The sequence below is a fragment of the Bradyrhizobium sp. USDA 4341 genome (genome assembly GCF_054063755.1).
The window spans coordinates 3,201,021-3,218,674 of the sequence record NZ_JBSSGO010000002.1 but is presented as its reverse complement, the minus strand read 5'-3'; the positions used below and the strand labels follow the sequence as shown (position 1 = coordinate 3,218,674).

Genomic DNA, 17,654 nt, shown 5'->3' with positions numbered 1-17,654 from the left:
GGCGTTCGGAGCCGGGCGACTCACCTTATATTACCTACCCTTTGTGAATCGCTTGAGGTTCGGCGTGCAGTGTACCGTGCGTTTCCCGCCACAATGGATCGACATCACCAGGTTCGAGCGCGCGCTGCTGAGCTCCTGCGGCCCGCACGATGCTGGCACCTATCAGGTCATCTTTGAATTTCCTGTCGGCTGCAAGATCATGGTCGATGCGGCGACGCGCCTACTCTCGCTCATCAATCAGCTGGCATCGACCACGCGCACGGTGCTTCTCGACTTTCAGGAAGGCGACGCCGGCACCATGGGGTATCTCAACCGCATGGGATTTTTCGATCACCTCGCAGCTGACGTGGAAATCGTTCAGGGCTGGCCGGTCTATTCCGCGGCCGAATATCATCGCGGCGGGAACTCCGCCCTCGTCGAGATTGCCCGCATCAACAAGGATGCGCGCGATGAGGATCTGCCCACCCGCCTGACCAACGCCTTGATGCGCTCCTGCGGCGATCGCACGGACGCTTCGGCGTTGGAGGGGGCGGCCTGGACGATTTTCGCCGAACTTATCGACAACATATTCTCCCACAGCCGCACCGCGCTCGATGGCTATGCGGCGCTGCAGGTGTATTCTGGCGGCAACCGGCTTTCGGTGGCGGTCTCGGACAGCGGCATTGGAATCATGGACACCCTAAGGCCCTCTCTCCAATCCGAATTCCCTCGCCTGCACAACCTGTCGGATACGGACCTGCTGGTCGAAATCTTCAAGCAGGGCGTGTCGCGTCACGGGACGGATCGCGGCTGCGGGCTCAAGGGCTGCGCCAGCAAGGCCATCAAGTTCAATGCGCACCTTGATGTGCGGCTCCCGCAGCAACGGGTTCTCTTGACCCCGGCGCAGGGCAGTTACCTTCCCAATACGGCCCACTGCTACGAAGGGTTGCCGCTCATGTGGGGAACCCATATCGCGTTCATCTTCGGACTGGGGTCTTGAACCCAGGGCCGAATCTGGTTAAATGAAGCCAATGAACCAGGGAGTGCGGGTGCTGCAGTTGCGCAACGTTATGGACAAAGCGGAGGGCTGGGGTCGTGACCAAGGGCGCGAGGTGTATCAGCGCATGCTCCGGTTCGTCGAAGACAGCCCTGGCGTCCTGGTCTTCAAGGTGTCCATGAAAGGCGTGAACCGGCTCGACATTTCCTTTTCGTCCGAGACCGTCGTTGAGCTGGCCCGCCGCTTCCGTACGCGAAAGGGCTTCTGCCTTGTCGATCTCAGCGATCAGGACCTGATCGAGAATCTGGGCGCCGCGGCGGAGAAGAAAGAGCAGCCGATGCTCGTATGGCATGATCGCTCTGCCGACCTGATTGGCGCCGTGCCCAGCGAAGGGACGCGTGAGGCTTTCTCGTTTGCGATGGGCCGGCCCGAGTGCCGCGCCTCCGAGTTCGCACAGAGCAGGGGTATCTCGATCAACAACGCCAGCATGAAATTCAAGCAACTGTGGGAGCAAGGTTTCCTGCTTCGGCGGGAAGCTGTCGCCGAGAGCGGCGGCGTCGAGTTCGTCTACCAACGCATCGGCTAAAAATTTTTACACCCTGGTTAAGTGGCTTCACTGAATGAGAATGAGGAGCAGATCATGACCGCCCATCCCGACTTCAACCGGCCCAAAGGCATCCAGCGCATCCGACCGCTGCCCGACCCGTCGCTGGGCCGCCTCTGGGATTCCATCATCCTGGCCGGAACGGTGAAGGACCAGTTGCTCTCGCAGGCGATGTTGAACTTCAGCATCCGCGGCAAGGTCGACCGCAGCGTCCTGCCGCTGCACGGCGTCATCATGCTGGTCGGGCCGCCCGGCACCGGCAAGACTTCCCTTGCGCGCGGCCTCGCCCACCGCACGGCGCAGTCGTTCCAGAACGGAAAATTCCAGCTGCTGGAGGTGGAGCCGCATTCGCTCACCAGCGCCGCCATGGGCAAGACGCAACGCGCCGTGTCCGACCTGTTCGCGCAGTCGATCACCGAAGCGGCCGCGCGGGGGCCGACCATCGTCCTGCTCGATGAAGTCGAGACCCTCGCGGCCGACCGCAACAAGCTGAGCCTGGATGCGAACCCCGTCGACGTCCACCGCGCGACGGATGCGGTTCTGGTCCAGCTCGACGTACTCGCCGAGCAGAACCCGCACTTGCTGTTCGTCGCGACCAGCAACTTCCCGAAGGCGGTCGATGCGGCCTTCACCTCGCGCTGCGACCTGGTCGTGCACGTCCCGTTGCCGGACGCCGAGGCCTGCGCCGCGATCCTGTCGGATTGCCTCAATGGCCTGGCGCAAACCTATCCGGCCATCGGAAAGCTGGCGAAATCCGCCGACCTCGCGCGCTGGGCATCGGCTTCGGTCGGGCTCGATGGCCGCGCCATCCGCAAGATGGTGGCCAATGCCTTGGCGAGCACGCGCGACATCGCGATGGACCCGAACACCTTGACCTCGGACAAGCTGCTCGCCGCCGCCAAGGCGGCGACGGCCAGCCGGTTGAATGTGGAGAAGAGAGCATGACGACCGTTGCCAGCCGGACATTCATCAGCACTCCCGGCCGCGAGGCGATGGCGACGTGGACCGCGATCGTCGATTTGCTCACGCAGGGCAAGAACACGGCTGCGCGCAACGAACTGCTCGCGGTCTCGGGCGTAGCCGCCAGCGTGATCGCCGACCATGCGCCCAAGAGCGATGCCATCGTGGTGACCTGCGACGGCCCGCGGACGCGGATTTACTGCGTCTACGACGATGACGCGATTGAAGGGTCGGACGCGAACGAGGACGGGCTCGGCTTCGACCCGCTCAGCGGCGACTGGCGCGTCTCGTTGCCGTGCTTGCCCGACGATCTCGGCTGGGTGCAGGGCGCGCTGAAGAAGCACTCCGAGCGCGTCACGGCGCGCGCGCTGGGCGATGGCGCCGAGAAGAGCGACAGCGGCAATGCCGCGGTCACCGCCGTGTTGGTCTTCGACCAGAAAGGATTCATGGGATCATGACGAGCGTTGGCGTCTATTCCTACACGCACTCGGTCACCTACGTGGCAGACAACGTCCTCAAGAGCCTGAAGGATATCATCCGGCTGAGCGGGCTCGATCCCTCCAAGCTCGTCAGCGACTGGACGGTGCTGATGAGCGGCCTGACCACGTGGCTCACCACCCAGCATCTCAGGTCCGTCACGCTGGAGGTGTACAACCCGGCGACCGACGGCCTCGTCGGCCGCTGGGACATCGACATCGCCTACGGCGCGTCGGGCGACGGCAGTTTCTGGACCGACACCGACCAGATCAAATACGCGATCCTCAAAGCCGGGCTTTGGCCCAGCGAGGCCAGCTACCGCATCGTCGTCGACACGGCGGACGGCCGGCCCCACGTGGCGGGCTGGAGCGACACCTCGTTGCGTTCGACGGCAGGTTTCGTGCGGCACAGCCTCGGTTCCACCATCGAGCACAACGGACTGGGCGGCAGCGCCGCGTACTGGAGGAAAGCCGGATGATCAGCCTCGACGAAGCCTTCCGCAAGTTCAAGAGCCGGCTCGAGCTCAACGACCGCGAGCAGAAAAACGCGAGCCAGCGCCACACCGAGGTGCGCGAATATCTGCAGACGAAATTCGCGGTCGAGCGCAGCTTCCTGACCGGCTCCTATGCGCGTCACACCAAGACCAAGCCACTCAAGGACATCGATATCTTCTTCGTGCTGAAGGAGCGCGAGCGGCACTACCGCAACAAGGCGCCCTCCGTGGTGATCGACGCCTTCTACGATGCGCTGGTCGAAAAATACGGCAAGAGTGCCGTTCGCAAGCAGAGCCGCTCGATCAATATCGATTTTGGCGTTGTGGTCGACGCCGAGGACAACACCGATTATCGCGTCGTCAGCGTCGACACCGTTCCCGCGTTCGCGTCCGGGGACGATTATGAAATTCCCGACACCGACACCGGCACGTGGATCAAGACAAATCCCGACATCCACGCGCAGAAGGCGGTCACGGCGCACCAAGCCTTCTCCAATGAATGGAAGGGCCTGGTGCGCATGGTGAAGTATTGGAACAACAATCCCCGCCATGGCACCGACAAGCCGGTGAAGCCCTCGTTCCTGATCGAAGTGATGGCGCTGCAGTGCCTTCATGGCGGTTGGCAGGGCCGCTTCGACTACGAGCTGCAGGCGCTGTTCTCCACCCTTGCCGACCGCATCTTCGACGAGTGGCCGGACCCCGCCGGCCTCGGGCCGTCGATCAGCAACGGCATGGACACCGCGCGCAAGACCCGCGCGCGCGACCTTTTGCGCCAGGCCAGCCGCGATGCCAGCATCGCCATCAACCTCGCGCGCCGGGGCCAGAACGGTGAGGCACTGAAGGCATGGCGCGCGCTGTTCGGCCCCAAGTTTCCGCTTTCGTAAGGAGGGTTCATCATGACCGAGTGGTCGCTTTCCGTGCTGCTGTCCGGGCTGCACGAGGACATCCAGCAGAAACTTGCAATCGCGCGCAAATCCTTTGCCCATCCCGGGACCAAAGGCGACGCCAGCGAAAAGGTCTGGCTGGAGATGCTGCAGGACTACCTGCCGCAGCGCTATCAGGCCGCCTCGGCGCACATTGTCGACAGCCACGGCAACTTCAGCGACCAGATCGACGTCGTGGTGTTCGACCGGCAGTATTCGCCGTTCATCTTCAAGTATCAGGGCCAGACCATCGTCCCGGCCGAGAGCGTCTACGCGGCCTTCGAAGCCAAGCAGGCGATCAATGCGACGATGGTGGAATACGCGCAGAAGAAGGTCGCTTCGGTGCGGCGCCTTCACCGCACCAGCCTGCCGATCCCGCACGCCGGCGGGACCTACCCTGCCAAGCCCCTCATCCCGATCCTCGGCGGCTTGCTCACCTTCGAGAGTGACTGGAGCCCTCCCTTCGGTGCGCCGCTAGAGCGCGCGCTCGCGGTAACGGATGAGCTGGAGCGCCTGGAAATGGGCTGCGTCGCCGCGCACGGACACTTCGCGTTTGACCCATCCGCCAAGAAATACTCCTTCACCAAGGAGGGGCGACCGGCGACCGCCTTCCTGTTCAACCTGATCTCCACGCTTCAGTTCAGCGGCACGGTGCCCATGATCGACATTCAGGCCTACGCCCGCTGGCTGTCCTAGGAGATATAAGCGCTCCATCCCGTTTCTTGATTTGCCACTGCGCAGATCAATCTTTACTCGTCCTCGCTAGTCCAAGAAGTCGTGTCGACCTTGATCTCTGTGTGATCGGAATCGAAAGCGGCCGGCGTGCTTGCGGCGGCAAACGTCGTGCACTCGAAGGGGAAGCTTTCGTTGAACTCCACGCTGTCTCGCTTGCCTCTCGCCATCAAGCTTACGTTGACCGATCCAGTAAACCGATATCGGATCGCATCTGCGGCCAGAGAGACGACTTCCGCCTCGTCTATCAGTACGCCCTCGGTGGACTTCCCGAGATAATTGCCAATTCGTCTATCGTTTGATTGATGAAGGCTCCGGTCGCTTCGTCGTTCAACTCTCTGCACAGCGCGGAAACGACCTTTTCCTTTATCTCGTCGATCGTCACGAAGAGATCATCGAGGGCGACGAGAGCCCCGTCGGCAAACTCATCAATCTCCTGTTCGGATTTCAATTCCGTGTCGGGCCTGACGTGAGTACGCTTGTTGAGTTCCTGGAAGGCATCCCCCAATCCCGCGTGAAGCTCGCTTGGCTTTATGCCAAGTCTGGTCTTGAGAAAGTCATCCGTCAGGCCACCTCGGCAAGTGTACAGAGCGCGCTGCCGCCGCGTAGGTCCTTCAACGTTCTTGTCCTGCTTGAACCATGGGCACCGCATGACGTCAGCAGTCGGCGCCATGGTTTCTAACACATGAGCTGTCAGCTCCCGAAATGAGCTTGCGGACTGGTTGGCCCTTGCAGGGTTGTCTTCTTGCGTCAGTACCTTGAGCGCTCCGTCTAGCTGACGAACAGAGAAGTCGTCGGGCAAACGCTTCCGTACTCTTTCGACGAGTTCCTGATCCGGCATTGCCGCCCCCTGTCGCATTGGTGGAAGTTTTCAAGCGTGCAACCCGCGCCTTCACTAACGCTTGGCGAGCAATTTGTCAGCGAGGTTCGGCGCCGGGCCGGCGCGCTCGTGGCCGCAGCGGACGGCACGCGGGAGCGACTTAGAATGGGCCTGACCTGCACGTGACGACGGCACTATGATGACTGCCGCTATATCGCTGAAGCCGGCCGTTTTGCGGACGCGAGAACTGCCTCGGCCAACGGGGGAAGCTGCAGCCGTTTTGCGAATCGCTGATCCAGCCCTTTGACGACGTCCGCAAATGCCGGCGCAGTCATTTCCTCGCGGGATAGCCCAAGGAACGTCACGATCCTCCCGGCGAGCGCGGTCAGCATCGGAGAAAGCTTGGCGCAAGCCGGATTGAGCTTAGTCGCCATCGCTGCGGCGTTGGCGGACCACATGCAGCACGCCAGGGTTTCAAGAAGATCATTCGGAAGACGGTCGTGTCCACGGTCAAACGCAAGATGGCCTAACGCGGGATCGGCGCCACTAAAAACCGGCTGCAGCAGACGACCGACCAGACGCGGCCATGTCTCCGCTTGGGTCGGATGGTGGCAGGGGAGCACCTGAACGTGCGAAGGTTTGTAGGACGCGTCGTGAGGCCCGGGCCATCCGGCGACTATGACTATCATGATCATCGCCCGTAGGCGAAGGACGTCGATTTCGTCGAACGGCCGGTCCGGCCGACGCAGGTCCTCCGTGTAGTCGTCCACCGCGCCTACGATCGCTCCGACATCCGCTTCGCGTCGCCGTCTCGCCAATTCCAGCGCCGCTTTCGGCGACTGCCGCGGGTCTTGCGGATTGAATCCTTCATCGACGGCCTCATCCCCGGCTGTCTCGTCCCCGGTATCGATCGCGGCAGTCTCTTCCTCGCTCGTCTCGCCGGCACCTTGGACATCACCCAAGGAACCAAGTCCCAACAGACGATTCAGCGCGGCGCGGACGAAGGATCCATTGCTTCCCGAAAGCGAGCTTCGTTCGGCCTCCGACGCCTTGATATCCCGACGCCTGCCCTTCATGAAGGCAGCGTAGTCGAGATGTCCGGTCTGCTGCTTTTGGACATTCTTCCCGCTCGGTCCGAGACGAGCCGTACCGGGGACCGTCGTTCCTTCGGACTTGGGCGTCGACAGCCGTTGAATGACGTCTAAAAGCCAAAGCCCCTCGTCATCATCCATTTCCAGTTCACGGATCGCCCGTTCGGCACCAGCAGTGAGGGGATCCCTCGTCTGCGCCTGCAGTTCCTGAGTTCGCGCGATCACCGCGATGCACGACTTCGTGCCGTCGCGATGGTGGAATCGCGCGAATACGGGCGGCAACCCAGGCTCCGTGAGCCTGAATTTCAGATCCTCACCCGTTCCGGGCAACGCTTGCAGCTTCGACCCCAGCGGCTTGCAATGCGCATCGAGCAGCTCGAGTGTGCAACGGCCGCGATCGTAGGCGCTTCTCATCGTCCTTGTGGGCCACCAATGTAGCGTGTCATAGACGAGCTCGAAGGTTCCCGGGTCTCGAGCCTGCATCTCTTCGAGAGGCAGCCGTTCGTGCTCCCGCATCTTCGGGATTTCGCCAAGCTTGAGTGCCTTCTCGGCCTTCAACAACTGCACCAGGTCCAGGGCGTCGAATACGATGCCTGTGGGCAATCTTCTATAGAGACAGGCCTCCGCATTGGTGGCGGGCTGTTCCGCGTCTCCCAATGCAGGCGTCGTGCAGTTCGCGCTCCCGGCCAGCACGTGATCCGTACGGCCGATCGTGGCGACGATCATCTTGGCGTGGATGAATCGACTGCCGGTTTCCGGCAGATGGGTGCGGCTGAACCCGCGTAGATCGGAGACCTGAATGGGTGCTTTGCGCGGGACCGAGTCGGCTGGGAAGGCCTTCTCTTCGGCGTCGATCAGAAGCACCGTCTTCTTGGGGCGAAGCAGTGTCCGCAGCGTCTTGACCGCTTTCAGATCGTCGTCCCAGTAGGGAGACAGTACTGTCAGTCTGTCGATCGGCCGCTGCCGCCCGACCAGATCGGCGAACTGCGTCGCCAACCCGGCCTGCGCATTCGCCACCAGAAGGCCAGCGCTCGTTCCGTCCGAAAGCCGGACGATGACCCCGGGGTCGGACTCCTCCGTCAACCACGGACTGCGATCGCGCGCCCAAAACAGTTTGTCCTCGACCGCCTTTTGTCGTCCGTCCAAGAATGCCGTTGCGTAGTGCCAGCCCGCCAACACCAGTTGGCGCTCTGGGCTTTCCTGACCGTTGCATTCGACGCCGGCGGATAATTCGAGATTCCCGGCAAGGCCGGAAGCGGTGGCGTTCGCGGAAGCGACGATCAGCCGGCCACGGTTCTTGCCGATCTGCACGATCACCTTGGGATGGAAGACGCCGTCCACTCTGGCCTTCGAAAGCAGATAATTGGTGCCTGCCAGCTTGGGCGGGTTGGCTCCCTCCGCGAGAGCAAGGCTCACCATGTCCGCGTCGCAGACGAGCATGACATTGCGGCATCCGGCGCCCCGAAGTCGGCTCAACACGATGGACTCGAACGCGTCGAACTCGACGCAGAACGTCGTCATGATAGTGGTGTGGAAACCTGAATCCTGGAATGCTTCGTAGAGCTTCATGCGGCGCCTACGAACCGGCTGCCGCGCCTCGTCAGCCCGCTTTCGTCGACGAGGTGCAGGTCCCGCAGAAAAGTCAGAGCCGGCCCGAGCCGCGGATTGGTCGGCACCGGACCGTCCTTCGCGCGCAGGCGCAGCTTGCCGTCGTGGGTCTCGACCAGAAACGTGTAGTCGCGCTGATACTGAAGCTTGCGCATGGCCACCCAAAGGTGGCGCTGCAGGATCCGCTTCTTGAAGATGAGCTTCAGCAGATCGGGAAGCGGCGTATCGCCGTGGTCGTCCAAGAACGCGAGTTCGCTGGCGAACGAGCGTCCCGCCGCGTCCGGATGATCGCCTCCGTGCTGGGCGGCGAAAAACTTCCGATCCGTCCCGCATTGCCTGGACAGAACGGCCAGAAGCTCGACCGCAGCGTGCGCGCTACGCAGCGGGGCCTGACGTTCGTCCGTTCCCGCTTCGAGCACGGTCGAACACAGCGCCATCTCCGACGTCGGTTCTTCGTCCGCAAGGCAGTGGCTGGCTTTCGGCAAACCGGCGACAATCTCCGACCAGGTCCGCGGCCATCCTGCCTGCGGGATATCGAGCCTCTCAAGGCTCGCATCGATCAACTGGTCGGTCGTCAAGCCGGACTGGTGGGTCTCGAGGGTATCGAGCAGCCACTTGAGCAGGCCTTCGTAGGCCATGCGCCCCAGATCGCCGGCATGGTACGCCCACCAGCGACGACGTTGCATCTCGAGCTCCGGTTCATCGAACGGGATTTTCGTACCGTTCCCGTCATGCCCCGCGTACAGGTGCCACCGCATGTCTTCGGCGTTCATGTCCTCCTCGAAATGCCCGATCAAGCGGAGCGCCAGGATCAGCGTCTTGCGTCGAGAATGGTCCTTATCGGTCGCGTCGGCATACTCCGCGAAAAGCATGCGTTCGTAGACCTCGCGCTCCAGGCTTTGTGGATGAATGCGGGACGGCAACAGCGGTGCGAGCTCTTCCAACAAGGGAAGCGAAGCCTTGCCCGTCCTGACCAGGCGCAGAAATTTGGTCCCGAGATATCCGGCGGCTCTCGCGAACGCCTTGGCGAAGTCGTCGCCGACTACTTCCGTCGGGACCGAAAGCGAATGGGTCTCGGCGTCCCCGAGCACGCCGGTCTCCCGAAGCTGGCTTTCATAAGCCGCACCGAACGCGCCCCACGACTGCTTCAGATACGGCTTTCCGCTCGCACCCGGGTCCGTGTGATCGGCGAATTCGACCGGGCCGCCCTCATGTTCCCGCAGCGTGTCCCGGGCCCAACGAAGGCCGGCCACCCCGGTTTCCTGGCGTTCCTTTCCTTGGTTCGCCTTCGCGGCGATCAGCGCGTACGCCGCCTCGGCACGGCGAACGGTCTTCTTCCAGACTTCGGGATCGGCGTCATGCTTCTGCCTGGCGTACTCCTCGCTTAGCCAAGGATAGAGGCCGTAATACCGGGTCCTCAGCGTCACGTTGCTGATCCCGGGCACTAGGTCCTGATAAAGGCGAATACTTGGTGCTTGCAGACCGAGCGGATCCAGACCGCCCTTTTGGCGCACCTGCGTCCATTCCGGTACGGCAACAAGCTCGGCCATCGTGATGCGTCAAACCATTCCCGGGAAGATGGCCCGATCGTTCCATGAGCCGACATCGGAAACAAGGCTACCACGCCCGCAGTCGCTAGTTTTCAGCTGAAGGTTGCGACCACTCGGACGCTCTCCAGACGCGGCGGGGCCAGGCGGTACACAGCGGTGGTCACAAGCTTTCGCCGGACTCCGATTTTACGGTGTTTTTGGAGCTTACCAGCGTCTGCCACAACTCGCCCAGCTTCGGGTCCGCAGGCGCGTATTTAAGGTAGGCCTGCACGACCGGGTGGCTTGGCGTAATGTCCATCGCCATCGTTGTCGATGCCGCAACCCCCTGCGCAATAGCACGCCGGTTTTCTGGGAGGGTGTGCGCCGGATCGTTTCGAATCGAACTCTTCAGCTTGCGGTACTTCGCAGAGCCGATGCTCGTCGACGGGACTCAATCGTCACGCGATGAACCGGACCTGCTTATCTCAATCGCCCGTCGGCGCGCGATCTCGTTGCCGAGCCTCTCAAGCGCCTGCCGCCCATTCAGCCGGACGCGATGCGACTGCGCCGCTTTTAATTTCCGGAAAAGTGCGTCGCACATTTTCCGGTCTGCGACGTCGCCCCGCCGGTGAATCATTATCGACAGCCGATCCGCACAATTCAAAAGATATATTTCCGATCCATTAAGGTCATCCTCTTCGTTCAGATCCTCAAACGGGGCCGCGCGCCCGATCGCCCGTCTCCAGAGGAGAGTACGAAAATAACTCGTCAGAAAATACCGGTAGCCTTCCTTCGAGCGGGTTTCATTTTCAATGTGAAAGGGGAGCTCGTCCCCCGTGCCCGGGTTGCCTGCGATTGTGTAGGCCGAGAACGCGGCCTCTGCCCGCCTGAACTCACCGTACAAGCCCGCCTTGTAGTCCGGGCCGGTACGGACGACGACCGCATCGAAACGAAGGGATGGCTCTCCGCCTTCGAACTCGGCTTCCATCGCACCATCGATGAATGTCGCGGTCTTTAGCATCGCCTGTTTGTATTCGAACTTACCGAATTCGCGCAGCAACCTTACCATATACCAGCCCATCGGCGATTGCCGCCGGGAGTAGACGGTAGGCGACGGCCCGGCAACGAGCACGCAAAACTCGTCCTTGAACTTGGCAGACACGACAGCCGCGTTGTATCCCCTCTTGTCAAAAACAACTTCGATCGCGTCCTCTATCTCGTGGCTGGCCATCGCCGACAGATCGCCGTCAACGGCCTTTTCGATTGACTCGATCACGGCCGCTGCCAGCGGCGCCCCGATGCCCTGGCCGCCCAGTTCGGCATCGATCCTGTCATAGATCTTCCTTTCGAGACCCCGCACGACCCGCGAGACGCGGTACGGTGCCGCTTCCCCAGCGGCCGTGCGCGGGAAACCAGCGGCCCGCTGCCCCCAATACCAGGAAACCGGCCCAGCGAGCCCATATTCTTCGGGGCAACCGAGTTCGATCTTCCGATAGCGCATGTTGCCGACCACGCCGCAAAATCGAAACCACAGCTCCGGGGAGATATTGGTCAATGGCAGGAATTCGAATATCCGATGGTGTTCAAAGTCGCGGATCAGGTAGTGCGCCAATTCGATCATGCCGCTCTCGCCGTTTCCAGAAATCAGAATTCGCTTGCGCTTGCCTTCCTTGAATCCCGCGGCCCGGTAGAAATCCGGATTGCCCGATTGCCAGTACGAGCAATCGTTCGCCAGCGGGCGCTTGCTTTCGCTATCGCGCAGCTGCTTGTCCTTTCCGAATCCGGTGGCGACGATGATGACGTCGTATTCAATGGCATCCGCCACCTGATCCTTCCGAACCTTCTGAAACGCCGTGTCTAGTTCGGAAGGCGGGGATGCGGAAATAGCTTCCAGCAGGGCTGCCGGAAACGACGGTGAGTCCAGAACAAGCATCGGCTTGCCGCCTCGCCCGAAAACCTCGAACGCGGGCTGATCAAAACCGAGAGCGATCCCCAGGCAGGATCTATAGTGATGAAAGGCGCCGGCGAGTTGCTCGGCGACAAGGGGCGCGTAGCCGCCCGACCAATTCATGAAGGGAAACAGTGTCCGCCTGGCCGGATTGTACCGATTGATCGGGCTTTCGATTGCCCATTGATTCAGGTCGGGGTGCAGATATCGGAAGGGCGCTTCCCGGAAACGGCGCAGCAGAAGGTGGTCCGATTCGAACACATGAACGATGCAATCGCTCCGGGCAGACAGCGCCACAGCGCACGTCATCCCGGAGATGCCGGCTCCCACGATGGCCACCTTCTTGTCACGCGTGACAATTCCTGTGGCGCACAGGGCGTGACAGAGTCGCAGGGACCGGTACTGCTGATCCGGAATTGAGATGTTGTATCGGGAAAAAAAGGTCGCGGAATATATGTGAGATGTCGCGCCGTCCGCTGCCCGCGCGGCCCGCAGGGTGAGATCGCAGAAGCTCTTTCCGAATTTGCGGCTGTGCTCGGCCCGGACCACCCGCGCGTATGTCCGGCGCTGCCGCTGTCTTTCGTTTTTCGATTTCATGCTGCTGCTCCTGACTTCGGCGTTCATGGATAGTTCGGCGCATTCTTGAGGATGGGCGGCAAGTTCGCGCAGTGCGACAGCTTCTGCCGATCGATTAGTTTTCGCGTCCTCAGAGTGAAGGAAGCATAGTATTTTGGATCGTTCTGCTCGCAAAGATAGGGCAGGTGATCCTCGATGTCATAACCGAACGAAGCGATCCATTCCTTGTCGTCGATGATCTGGAAGATCTCATCGTAGGCCGTCAGCATGTTGGCCACGTAGATCTGATAGCGGACGAGTTCGGTCGGGTCCGGATCCGACTTCAGCCGAAGATAGTTGGGCCTCGCGAGACGGGGGTACTGTAACGTCGCCTGGCTGTACGCTAGGTAAACCTGACGCGCACTCGCGCGTTGCGCGTTGATCCGGGTCAGGTGGACCTGAACATAGATGCCCGCGAGCGCCACGATCGCGACGGCTGCCGATACGATCTGCGCGATATTGCTCTTGGGGCGCGGTGCCGGCGGCTCGGATGTCGTCGTCATGCGATCGTCCTGCTATACCGATCAAGTCGGCCTGCGTGGTTAGGAGGCGGCCCGACGCCAAGAAGGTAGCATCGAGCGATCGCAAGCGTTCCTGCTGTGCGATCAGGGATACAAGGTCGCCCACGTCGTCGATCGCGGACTAAGTCAGAGCGGCTTCCACCGCCGAATGCCGACAGTCCTTCGGAGTCGCCGTCCGTGATCATCCAAACCCGCCGCAAGTACCGTCTGGTAGTCCTCACAGGTTTCGAACCGTCGCCAGGCTGCCCGCTCTTGCCGTCGGCAGGGCGTCAGATCAGTGCAAAAGGCTTGTCTCGCGGCGGCGTGGTCCTTACGAGACGCACGGAGTGTTACCCGCACGCCGATCGGCCGCGAGCACAAGATCGCGACGCTGACCGGGCATGTCGATCGGTGGCCTATGAGTAGTGCTCGTGTGGACTACTCGGAAGGGCATCACTTGACATCTTCGGCGCGGTCGTAAACCGAGCGCCAACCGCGTTCCCGGGCTGACGGTATGTCACGACTCGAGGAGAACGATATTTATTGCTGATGCCATCGAAGAATAGGACGAAATGATTTGCGGTTTGTTCAATGGTCTCAAATATCTTCATGACCTGGCCGTACGACATCGGCCACTCCATCTCAATTATCGCCTCGATCGTTAGTTCCGAGTGCTTCATTTCCGCATCAATCTTGTCGTGCATTTCGAACGCGCTGAACAAGGCGGAAGCATAATCGTAGTTTGAGCGCAGCCCGCTATATTTATCTTCGATTTCCTTCACCGTCGGAGGTTTCTCGCGCGCTTGCATGACGCAGAAGACCGCCGAGTATGACAGGGCACTATCCATGCTCTTCTCATAGAGAAAATTCGTCAAAGCCAACGTTGACGCAAGCGGCGGTCTATTGTCGATTGCACGGCGGGATAGACCGCACTTCTCCAAGCCATTCAGGAAGATTTCATCGTGAAGAGCTTCTTCGGCGTAGTGCGTCCACAGTTCGGATAGGTGCTTGGTAGAGCCGTCGATGCGGCTTGCACCGGCAGCCATGTATTCATTTGCAGCCCGAACAAAAAAGTAATGTTCAATTCCCCACCCCAGAACCTCGCTTTTGGTCGCTTCGTACCCAAAGAGGCGTTGGGGAAATTTCTGCGACATGATGAATTTGTTCCAGAAGATCGAAGCCTCACGAATTTTCTTCACAAGCGCTCTTTTCCTCAAGCTTCTCGCGGTGCTCAAATCCAAGATCATCTGCTCGCTCGAAAGTACGTCGAGTATTTGTCTGGCGGTTCCGGTCGAAACGCCGCTGCGTCCCGCTAGGTCTTCGATTGAATCGGAAAGATGAAGAGTCTTGAGAATCGCAGCAGCGGCGTCGGGCGCTGATGCCTTCGAACGTAACGGCCATCGTATTGTCTTCGACTACGAGTGAACGAGGTTCAGTCCGAGTAGAGATGTTGGGATGGAGAATGAACATCGCTCTAGACCTTCGTTTCTGGACGCTGCGACGCCTCTGAGCGATACGAGCGCCGCTTCGCACCGATATCGAACACGCCGTAAAGGAAGTAATATCTTTCTATTTCGTCGAACCACAACTCGAGCGTTTCCTTGAACAAAGAGACGGTCGCGATAATCCTGTTTGCCCGTTCAGAGCAGATCTCTTTGATAGGTTCAAATACATCGCGCATGACGCTTCCGTGATTGAACCCTTCGTCGAGCGCCACGTGTTGGATCATTGGTTCGACAAATCCAGTATTGTCCGGATCATAATGGCGGGCTACGGCGTCATAGAAACTTCGCGCTCGCGCGGCGTCGCTGCCGGTAGATTCCAGTAGTCCAGAGCACGCCGCATAGCAGAGATGGTCGATGCGGGCCGCACGTCTAGCCATGTTGATGACGGCCATCGTCGATGGGAGCGGTCCAACCTTATCAACCGTCAGCGGATCAATATTGCGACGCTTGAGGCTATCGGCGAAAAATCGAAAGTGATCGTATTCCTCCGAATGGTGCTTCGCGAATATGCGTCTCACGCGCGTATCCGAAGTACAGGCAGCGGCGTAGGCCAATCGCGCATTTGCGCCACGGATGAAATGGTAGGATTCAATGAGCCAGCCGTCCAGAACGCCTTGAGTTGCCGTACCCCACGTCAGGGATGACCAGAGTGACCGCGAAAACAAGCTGGGATTCCAATCTCGGTAAAGATCGGCAAGCAGTGAGGCGAGTTCTTGTCCGGTATAACCGGCCGGTTCGGCCTCGATCGCCAGATCGTGTTCGCGCAAAACTGAAAGGAATCGCGCCAACGTTCCTTCTTCGACGTTTGCGCCTTTCGCTATTTCGGCAACCGTCGAAACACCGTCGATGCGTTCGATCACACCGGCAAATGCTTGCGACGGCACACCCCGAAATTCGAAATAATCCGTGTTCGTCGACAAGACAAGAAGATGTCTCTCCTCGTCTATTTGAACAGGAAAGCGAAGAGCCGGACGAGCACTCATCTGCATTGACTTGCCCCCGTACAATTCCGTGCGTTTTTGCTGCGCTGCAGTTGCGCCGACGGTGCTGCAGCAGGAGACCGATATTTGATCCTATCACGCAATTTGGTCTTGCGGCAATCGGAGCGTGCATGTAGTTTCGTGCGGTCTCAACCGGAGATCATTGCTATGACTAGTTCAATTTCTGGGCGAAAGCCGCTCCCTGAAGAAGAAGTGGTCGTTCACGTGCCGAAGGGCACAAAAGCTAAGGTGCGGGTCGAGGAATCGGATCCGAAGGACTTGACGTCGGAAATAACGATTCAAGTCAGCAAGCAGAGGAAGCCGACAGCGATGCCCGTTATAGGCGTCATCGTAAAGTAGGCGGTTCGATCGGTAATCAGGCGGTGGCTGCAGGAAATGACCGGCACGGATTCGTCGACACGCCCCGTATTCGATACGGATAATGGGTCATGCGGTACATTCTGTCCTGACGCAGCTTGCGCTTGTCGTGTCAGGAAGATTGCAGGCTGCTCGCTTCCTCTGAAGAGCGCAGGTCCGTTAGAGGTTGAACGTCAGTCCGGCGGTGCCTCGGACAAGGCCTCGACGGACATGCTTTCGACCTTACCAGCGTGCTGATTGCGATGCTCGATGACGATGCCCGGCCTTTTCTCTCTCCGCACGTGCGGATGAGGGACAGTCTGGCGCTCGTTACGTTGCGGGCTCCAGGTATCGAAATTTCCTTTGCTCGGACGGCCGCAGACGTACTGCGAAGAGCAGTGCCGCTGATGTCGGGCGGCTTGTCCGTTGCCGAAATAAGGAAAGAGGTGGGACTTTCAAAGAGTGGCTTCGCCGATCTGTTCGGCGCCCTAGCAGAACATGGCCATGTTACCGACGTTGGCATGTTGGTCGCGAGCCGCGATCTTGAGCGTCAGATTGAAGCCTATTTCAAAATTTGTGACGACTGGGCTCTCGAGATTTTCGAAAACCCATTCTGGAGAATATTTTTGAGCGGAAACGCGAGCGAATCCCAGATTCTCGGATGGGGAACAGAATTCTATCATCGAACTCTCGGCGCCGACGAGCACAATCTTCTCGCCGTTAGAAATTGCCAATACGCGGAAATGCTTCTTGGATTGAAAGACCACTACGAAGAAGAGCTCGGCCATAGCGAAATGTTTCTCCGAGCGCTAGTGAATTGCGGCATCAACGAAGATGGCCTAAGGGCAGCCGCTCCAATTCCGACGACAAGAAGCCTGATTTTGTACATGTCTGAACTGGCGAAGTCGGACAGTTGGGGATATCTGGGTTGCTATGGCGTGCTCCACTCGCCTCGAGTGGGGCAGACGCCAGACGCTGCGTCAGGCCAGTTTGAAGCTTTTTCCCGCATGTATCCGCGATCAGGACCGGTCTTTGACGCGTTTCTCAAACACACACTTCTCGACCTGCAACTTGATCACGACAAGATACTTCTGGAGACGTTGATCCGTGGCAGGAATTACTTCTCGGAGGACGAGGCGCACCGAGCCATTCGAGGAGCTTGGGGAATGACGCAGTCGTTTTCGAGCTTCTTCGACGGCATTCTCGAGTATTACTAGGTTTGTTCTGCCTGATAACCAACATCGCGAGCGAATATCCGGTGTTTGTAATTTCGCATACTGATCGGCTTCAATGCTTGGTCCGGAAGCGCGGGCTGAAGCTGATGGAGAGTCAAACTGCACCGCGGCGGTCGCAAACATCGGCACCAAACCCTGGCGGCGAGGATGTCTTCGGACGCTGGATCCCCGCTGAATCGTGGCCGCGAAGAGATGCCGCATTCCTGCCTCTACGGCGATGTGCCGTCATCTGGCCCTTCGTCTTAGCTGCAAGGGCCGAGCGTCAAATGACGAGCACCTGAATTATTTAACTGTCGCGCGA

The 17,654-nt window shown here is 59.9% G+C and carries 16 protein-coding genes; 8 read left to right on the top strand and 8 right to left on the bottom strand.

Features of this window, described 5'->3' with window-relative positions; translation table 11 throughout:
* Nucleotides 1–76 precede the first annotated feature (76 nt).
* From ACVIGB_RS21225 to ACVIGB_RS21195, 7 genes are read left to right on the top strand one after another with little or no spacing between them, the layout of a single operon-like run.
* The gene (locus ACVIGB_RS21225) at nucleotides 77–979 is read left to right on the top strand and encodes a hypothetical protein (RefSeq protein WP_456749205.1); all 903 of its coding nucleotides are present in this window, start codon (nucleotides 77–79) and stop codon (nucleotides 977–979) included.
* Between the two features lie 22 nt (nucleotides 980–1,001).
* The gene (locus ACVIGB_RS21220) at nucleotides 1,002–1,562 is read left to right on the top strand and encodes a hypothetical protein (RefSeq protein WP_456721170.1); all 561 of its coding nucleotides are present in this window, start codon (nucleotides 1,002–1,004) and stop codon (nucleotides 1,560–1,562) included.
* Between the two features lie 54 nt (nucleotides 1,563–1,616).
* Nucleotides 1,617–2,525 carry an AAA family ATPase gene (locus ACVIGB_RS21215; RefSeq protein ID WP_456721171.1) on the top strand — a complete coding sequence of 303 codons (909 nt, stop codon included), beginning with the start codon at nucleotides 1,617–1,619 and terminating at the stop codon, nucleotides 2,523–2,525.
* Nucleotides 2,522–2,998, top strand: coding sequence for a hypothetical protein (locus ACVIGB_RS21210; protein ID WP_456721172.1), 477 nt, complete (start codon nucleotides 2,522–2,524; stop codon nucleotides 2,996–2,998). The genes ACVIGB_RS21215 and ACVIGB_RS21210 overlap by 4 nt, the downstream gene beginning before the upstream one ends.
* Nucleotides 2,995–3,495, top strand: coding sequence for an HORMA domain containing protein (locus ACVIGB_RS21205; RefSeq protein ID WP_456721173.1), 501 nt, complete (start codon nucleotides 2,995–2,997; stop codon nucleotides 3,493–3,495). The genes ACVIGB_RS21210 and ACVIGB_RS21205 overlap by 4 nt, the downstream gene beginning before the upstream one ends.
* On the top strand, nucleotides 3,492–4,394 hold the full coding sequence (locus ACVIGB_RS21200) for a CBASS oligonucleotide cyclase (protein ID WP_456721174.1): 903 nt from the start codon (nucleotides 3,492–3,494) through the stop codon (nucleotides 4,392–4,394). The genes ACVIGB_RS21205 and ACVIGB_RS21200 overlap by 4 nt, the downstream gene beginning before the upstream one ends.
* Nucleotides 4,395–4,406: 12 nt before the next feature.
* Nucleotides 4,407–5,129, top strand: coding sequence for a DUF6602 domain-containing protein (locus ACVIGB_RS21195; RefSeq protein WP_456721175.1), 723 nt, complete (start codon nucleotides 4,407–4,409; stop codon nucleotides 5,127–5,129).
* Nucleotides 5,130–5,182: 53 nt separating this feature from the next.
* Here the strand turns inward: ACVIGB_RS21195 and ACVIGB_RS21190 are convergent, their stop codons facing one another.
* The 8 genes from ACVIGB_RS21190 to ACVIGB_RS21155 all read right to left on the bottom strand — a co-directional run bounded on the left by ACVIGB_RS21190 (nucleotide 5,183) and on the right by ACVIGB_RS21155 (nucleotide 15,770).
* Nucleotides 5,183–5,509, bottom strand: a complete 327-nt coding sequence (locus ACVIGB_RS21190) for a pPIWI-associating nuclease domain-containing protein (RefSeq protein WP_456721176.1) — start codon at nucleotides 5,507–5,509, stop codon at nucleotides 5,183–5,185.
* Nucleotides 5,413–6,006, bottom strand: a complete 594-nt coding sequence (locus ACVIGB_RS21185) for a pPIWI-associating nuclease domain-containing protein (RefSeq protein WP_456721177.1) — start codon at nucleotides 6,004–6,006, stop codon at nucleotides 5,413–5,415. The genes ACVIGB_RS21190 and ACVIGB_RS21185 overlap by 97 nt, the downstream gene beginning before the upstream one ends.
* Nucleotides 6,007–6,194: 188 nt before the next feature.
* The gene (locus ACVIGB_RS21180; RefSeq protein ID WP_456721178.1) at nucleotides 6,195–8,645 is read right to left on the bottom strand and encodes a hypothetical protein; all 2,451 of its coding nucleotides are present in this window, start codon (nucleotides 8,643–8,645) and stop codon (nucleotides 6,195–6,197) included.
* A complete protein-coding gene (locus tag ACVIGB_RS21175) occupies nucleotides 8,642–10,234 on the bottom strand; it encodes a hypothetical protein (protein ID WP_456721179.1) in 1,593 nt (530 codons plus the stop codon). Before ACVIGB_RS21175 ends, ACVIGB_RS21180 begins: the two co-directional genes overlap by 4 nt.
* A gap of 430 nt (nucleotides 10,235–10,664) precedes the next feature.
* The gene (locus ACVIGB_RS21170; RefSeq protein ID WP_456721180.1) at nucleotides 10,665–12,758 is read right to left on the bottom strand and encodes an NAD(P)-binding protein; all 2,094 of its coding nucleotides are present in this window, start codon (nucleotides 12,756–12,758) and stop codon (nucleotides 10,665–10,667) included.
* Between the two features lie 23 nt (nucleotides 12,759–12,781).
* Nucleotides 12,782–13,279, bottom strand: a complete 498-nt coding sequence (locus ACVIGB_RS21165; RefSeq protein ID WP_456721181.1) for a hypothetical protein — start codon at nucleotides 13,277–13,279, stop codon at nucleotides 12,782–12,784.
* A gap of 413 nt (nucleotides 13,280–13,692) precedes the next feature.
* Entirely contained in the window at nucleotides 13,693–14,475 is a 783-nt protein-coding gene (locus tag ACVIGB_RS21160) for an iron-containing redox enzyme family protein (RefSeq protein ID WP_456749204.1), read from the bottom strand.
* A 275-nt stretch (nucleotides 14,476–14,750) separates the two neighbouring features.
* Nucleotides 14,751–15,770, bottom strand: a complete 1,020-nt coding sequence (locus ACVIGB_RS21155) for an iron-containing redox enzyme family protein (protein ID WP_456721183.1) — start codon at nucleotides 15,768–15,770, stop codon at nucleotides 14,751–14,753.
* A 599-nt stretch (nucleotides 15,771–16,369) separates the two neighbouring features.
* On the opposite strand from ACVIGB_RS21155, the gene ACVIGB_RS21150 reads away from it, so the two are divergent.
* Entirely contained in the window at nucleotides 16,370–17,335 is a 966-nt protein-coding gene (locus tag ACVIGB_RS21150; protein WP_456721184.1) for an iron-containing redox enzyme family protein, read from the top strand.
* Nucleotides 17,336–17,654: the final 319 nt, after the last annotated feature.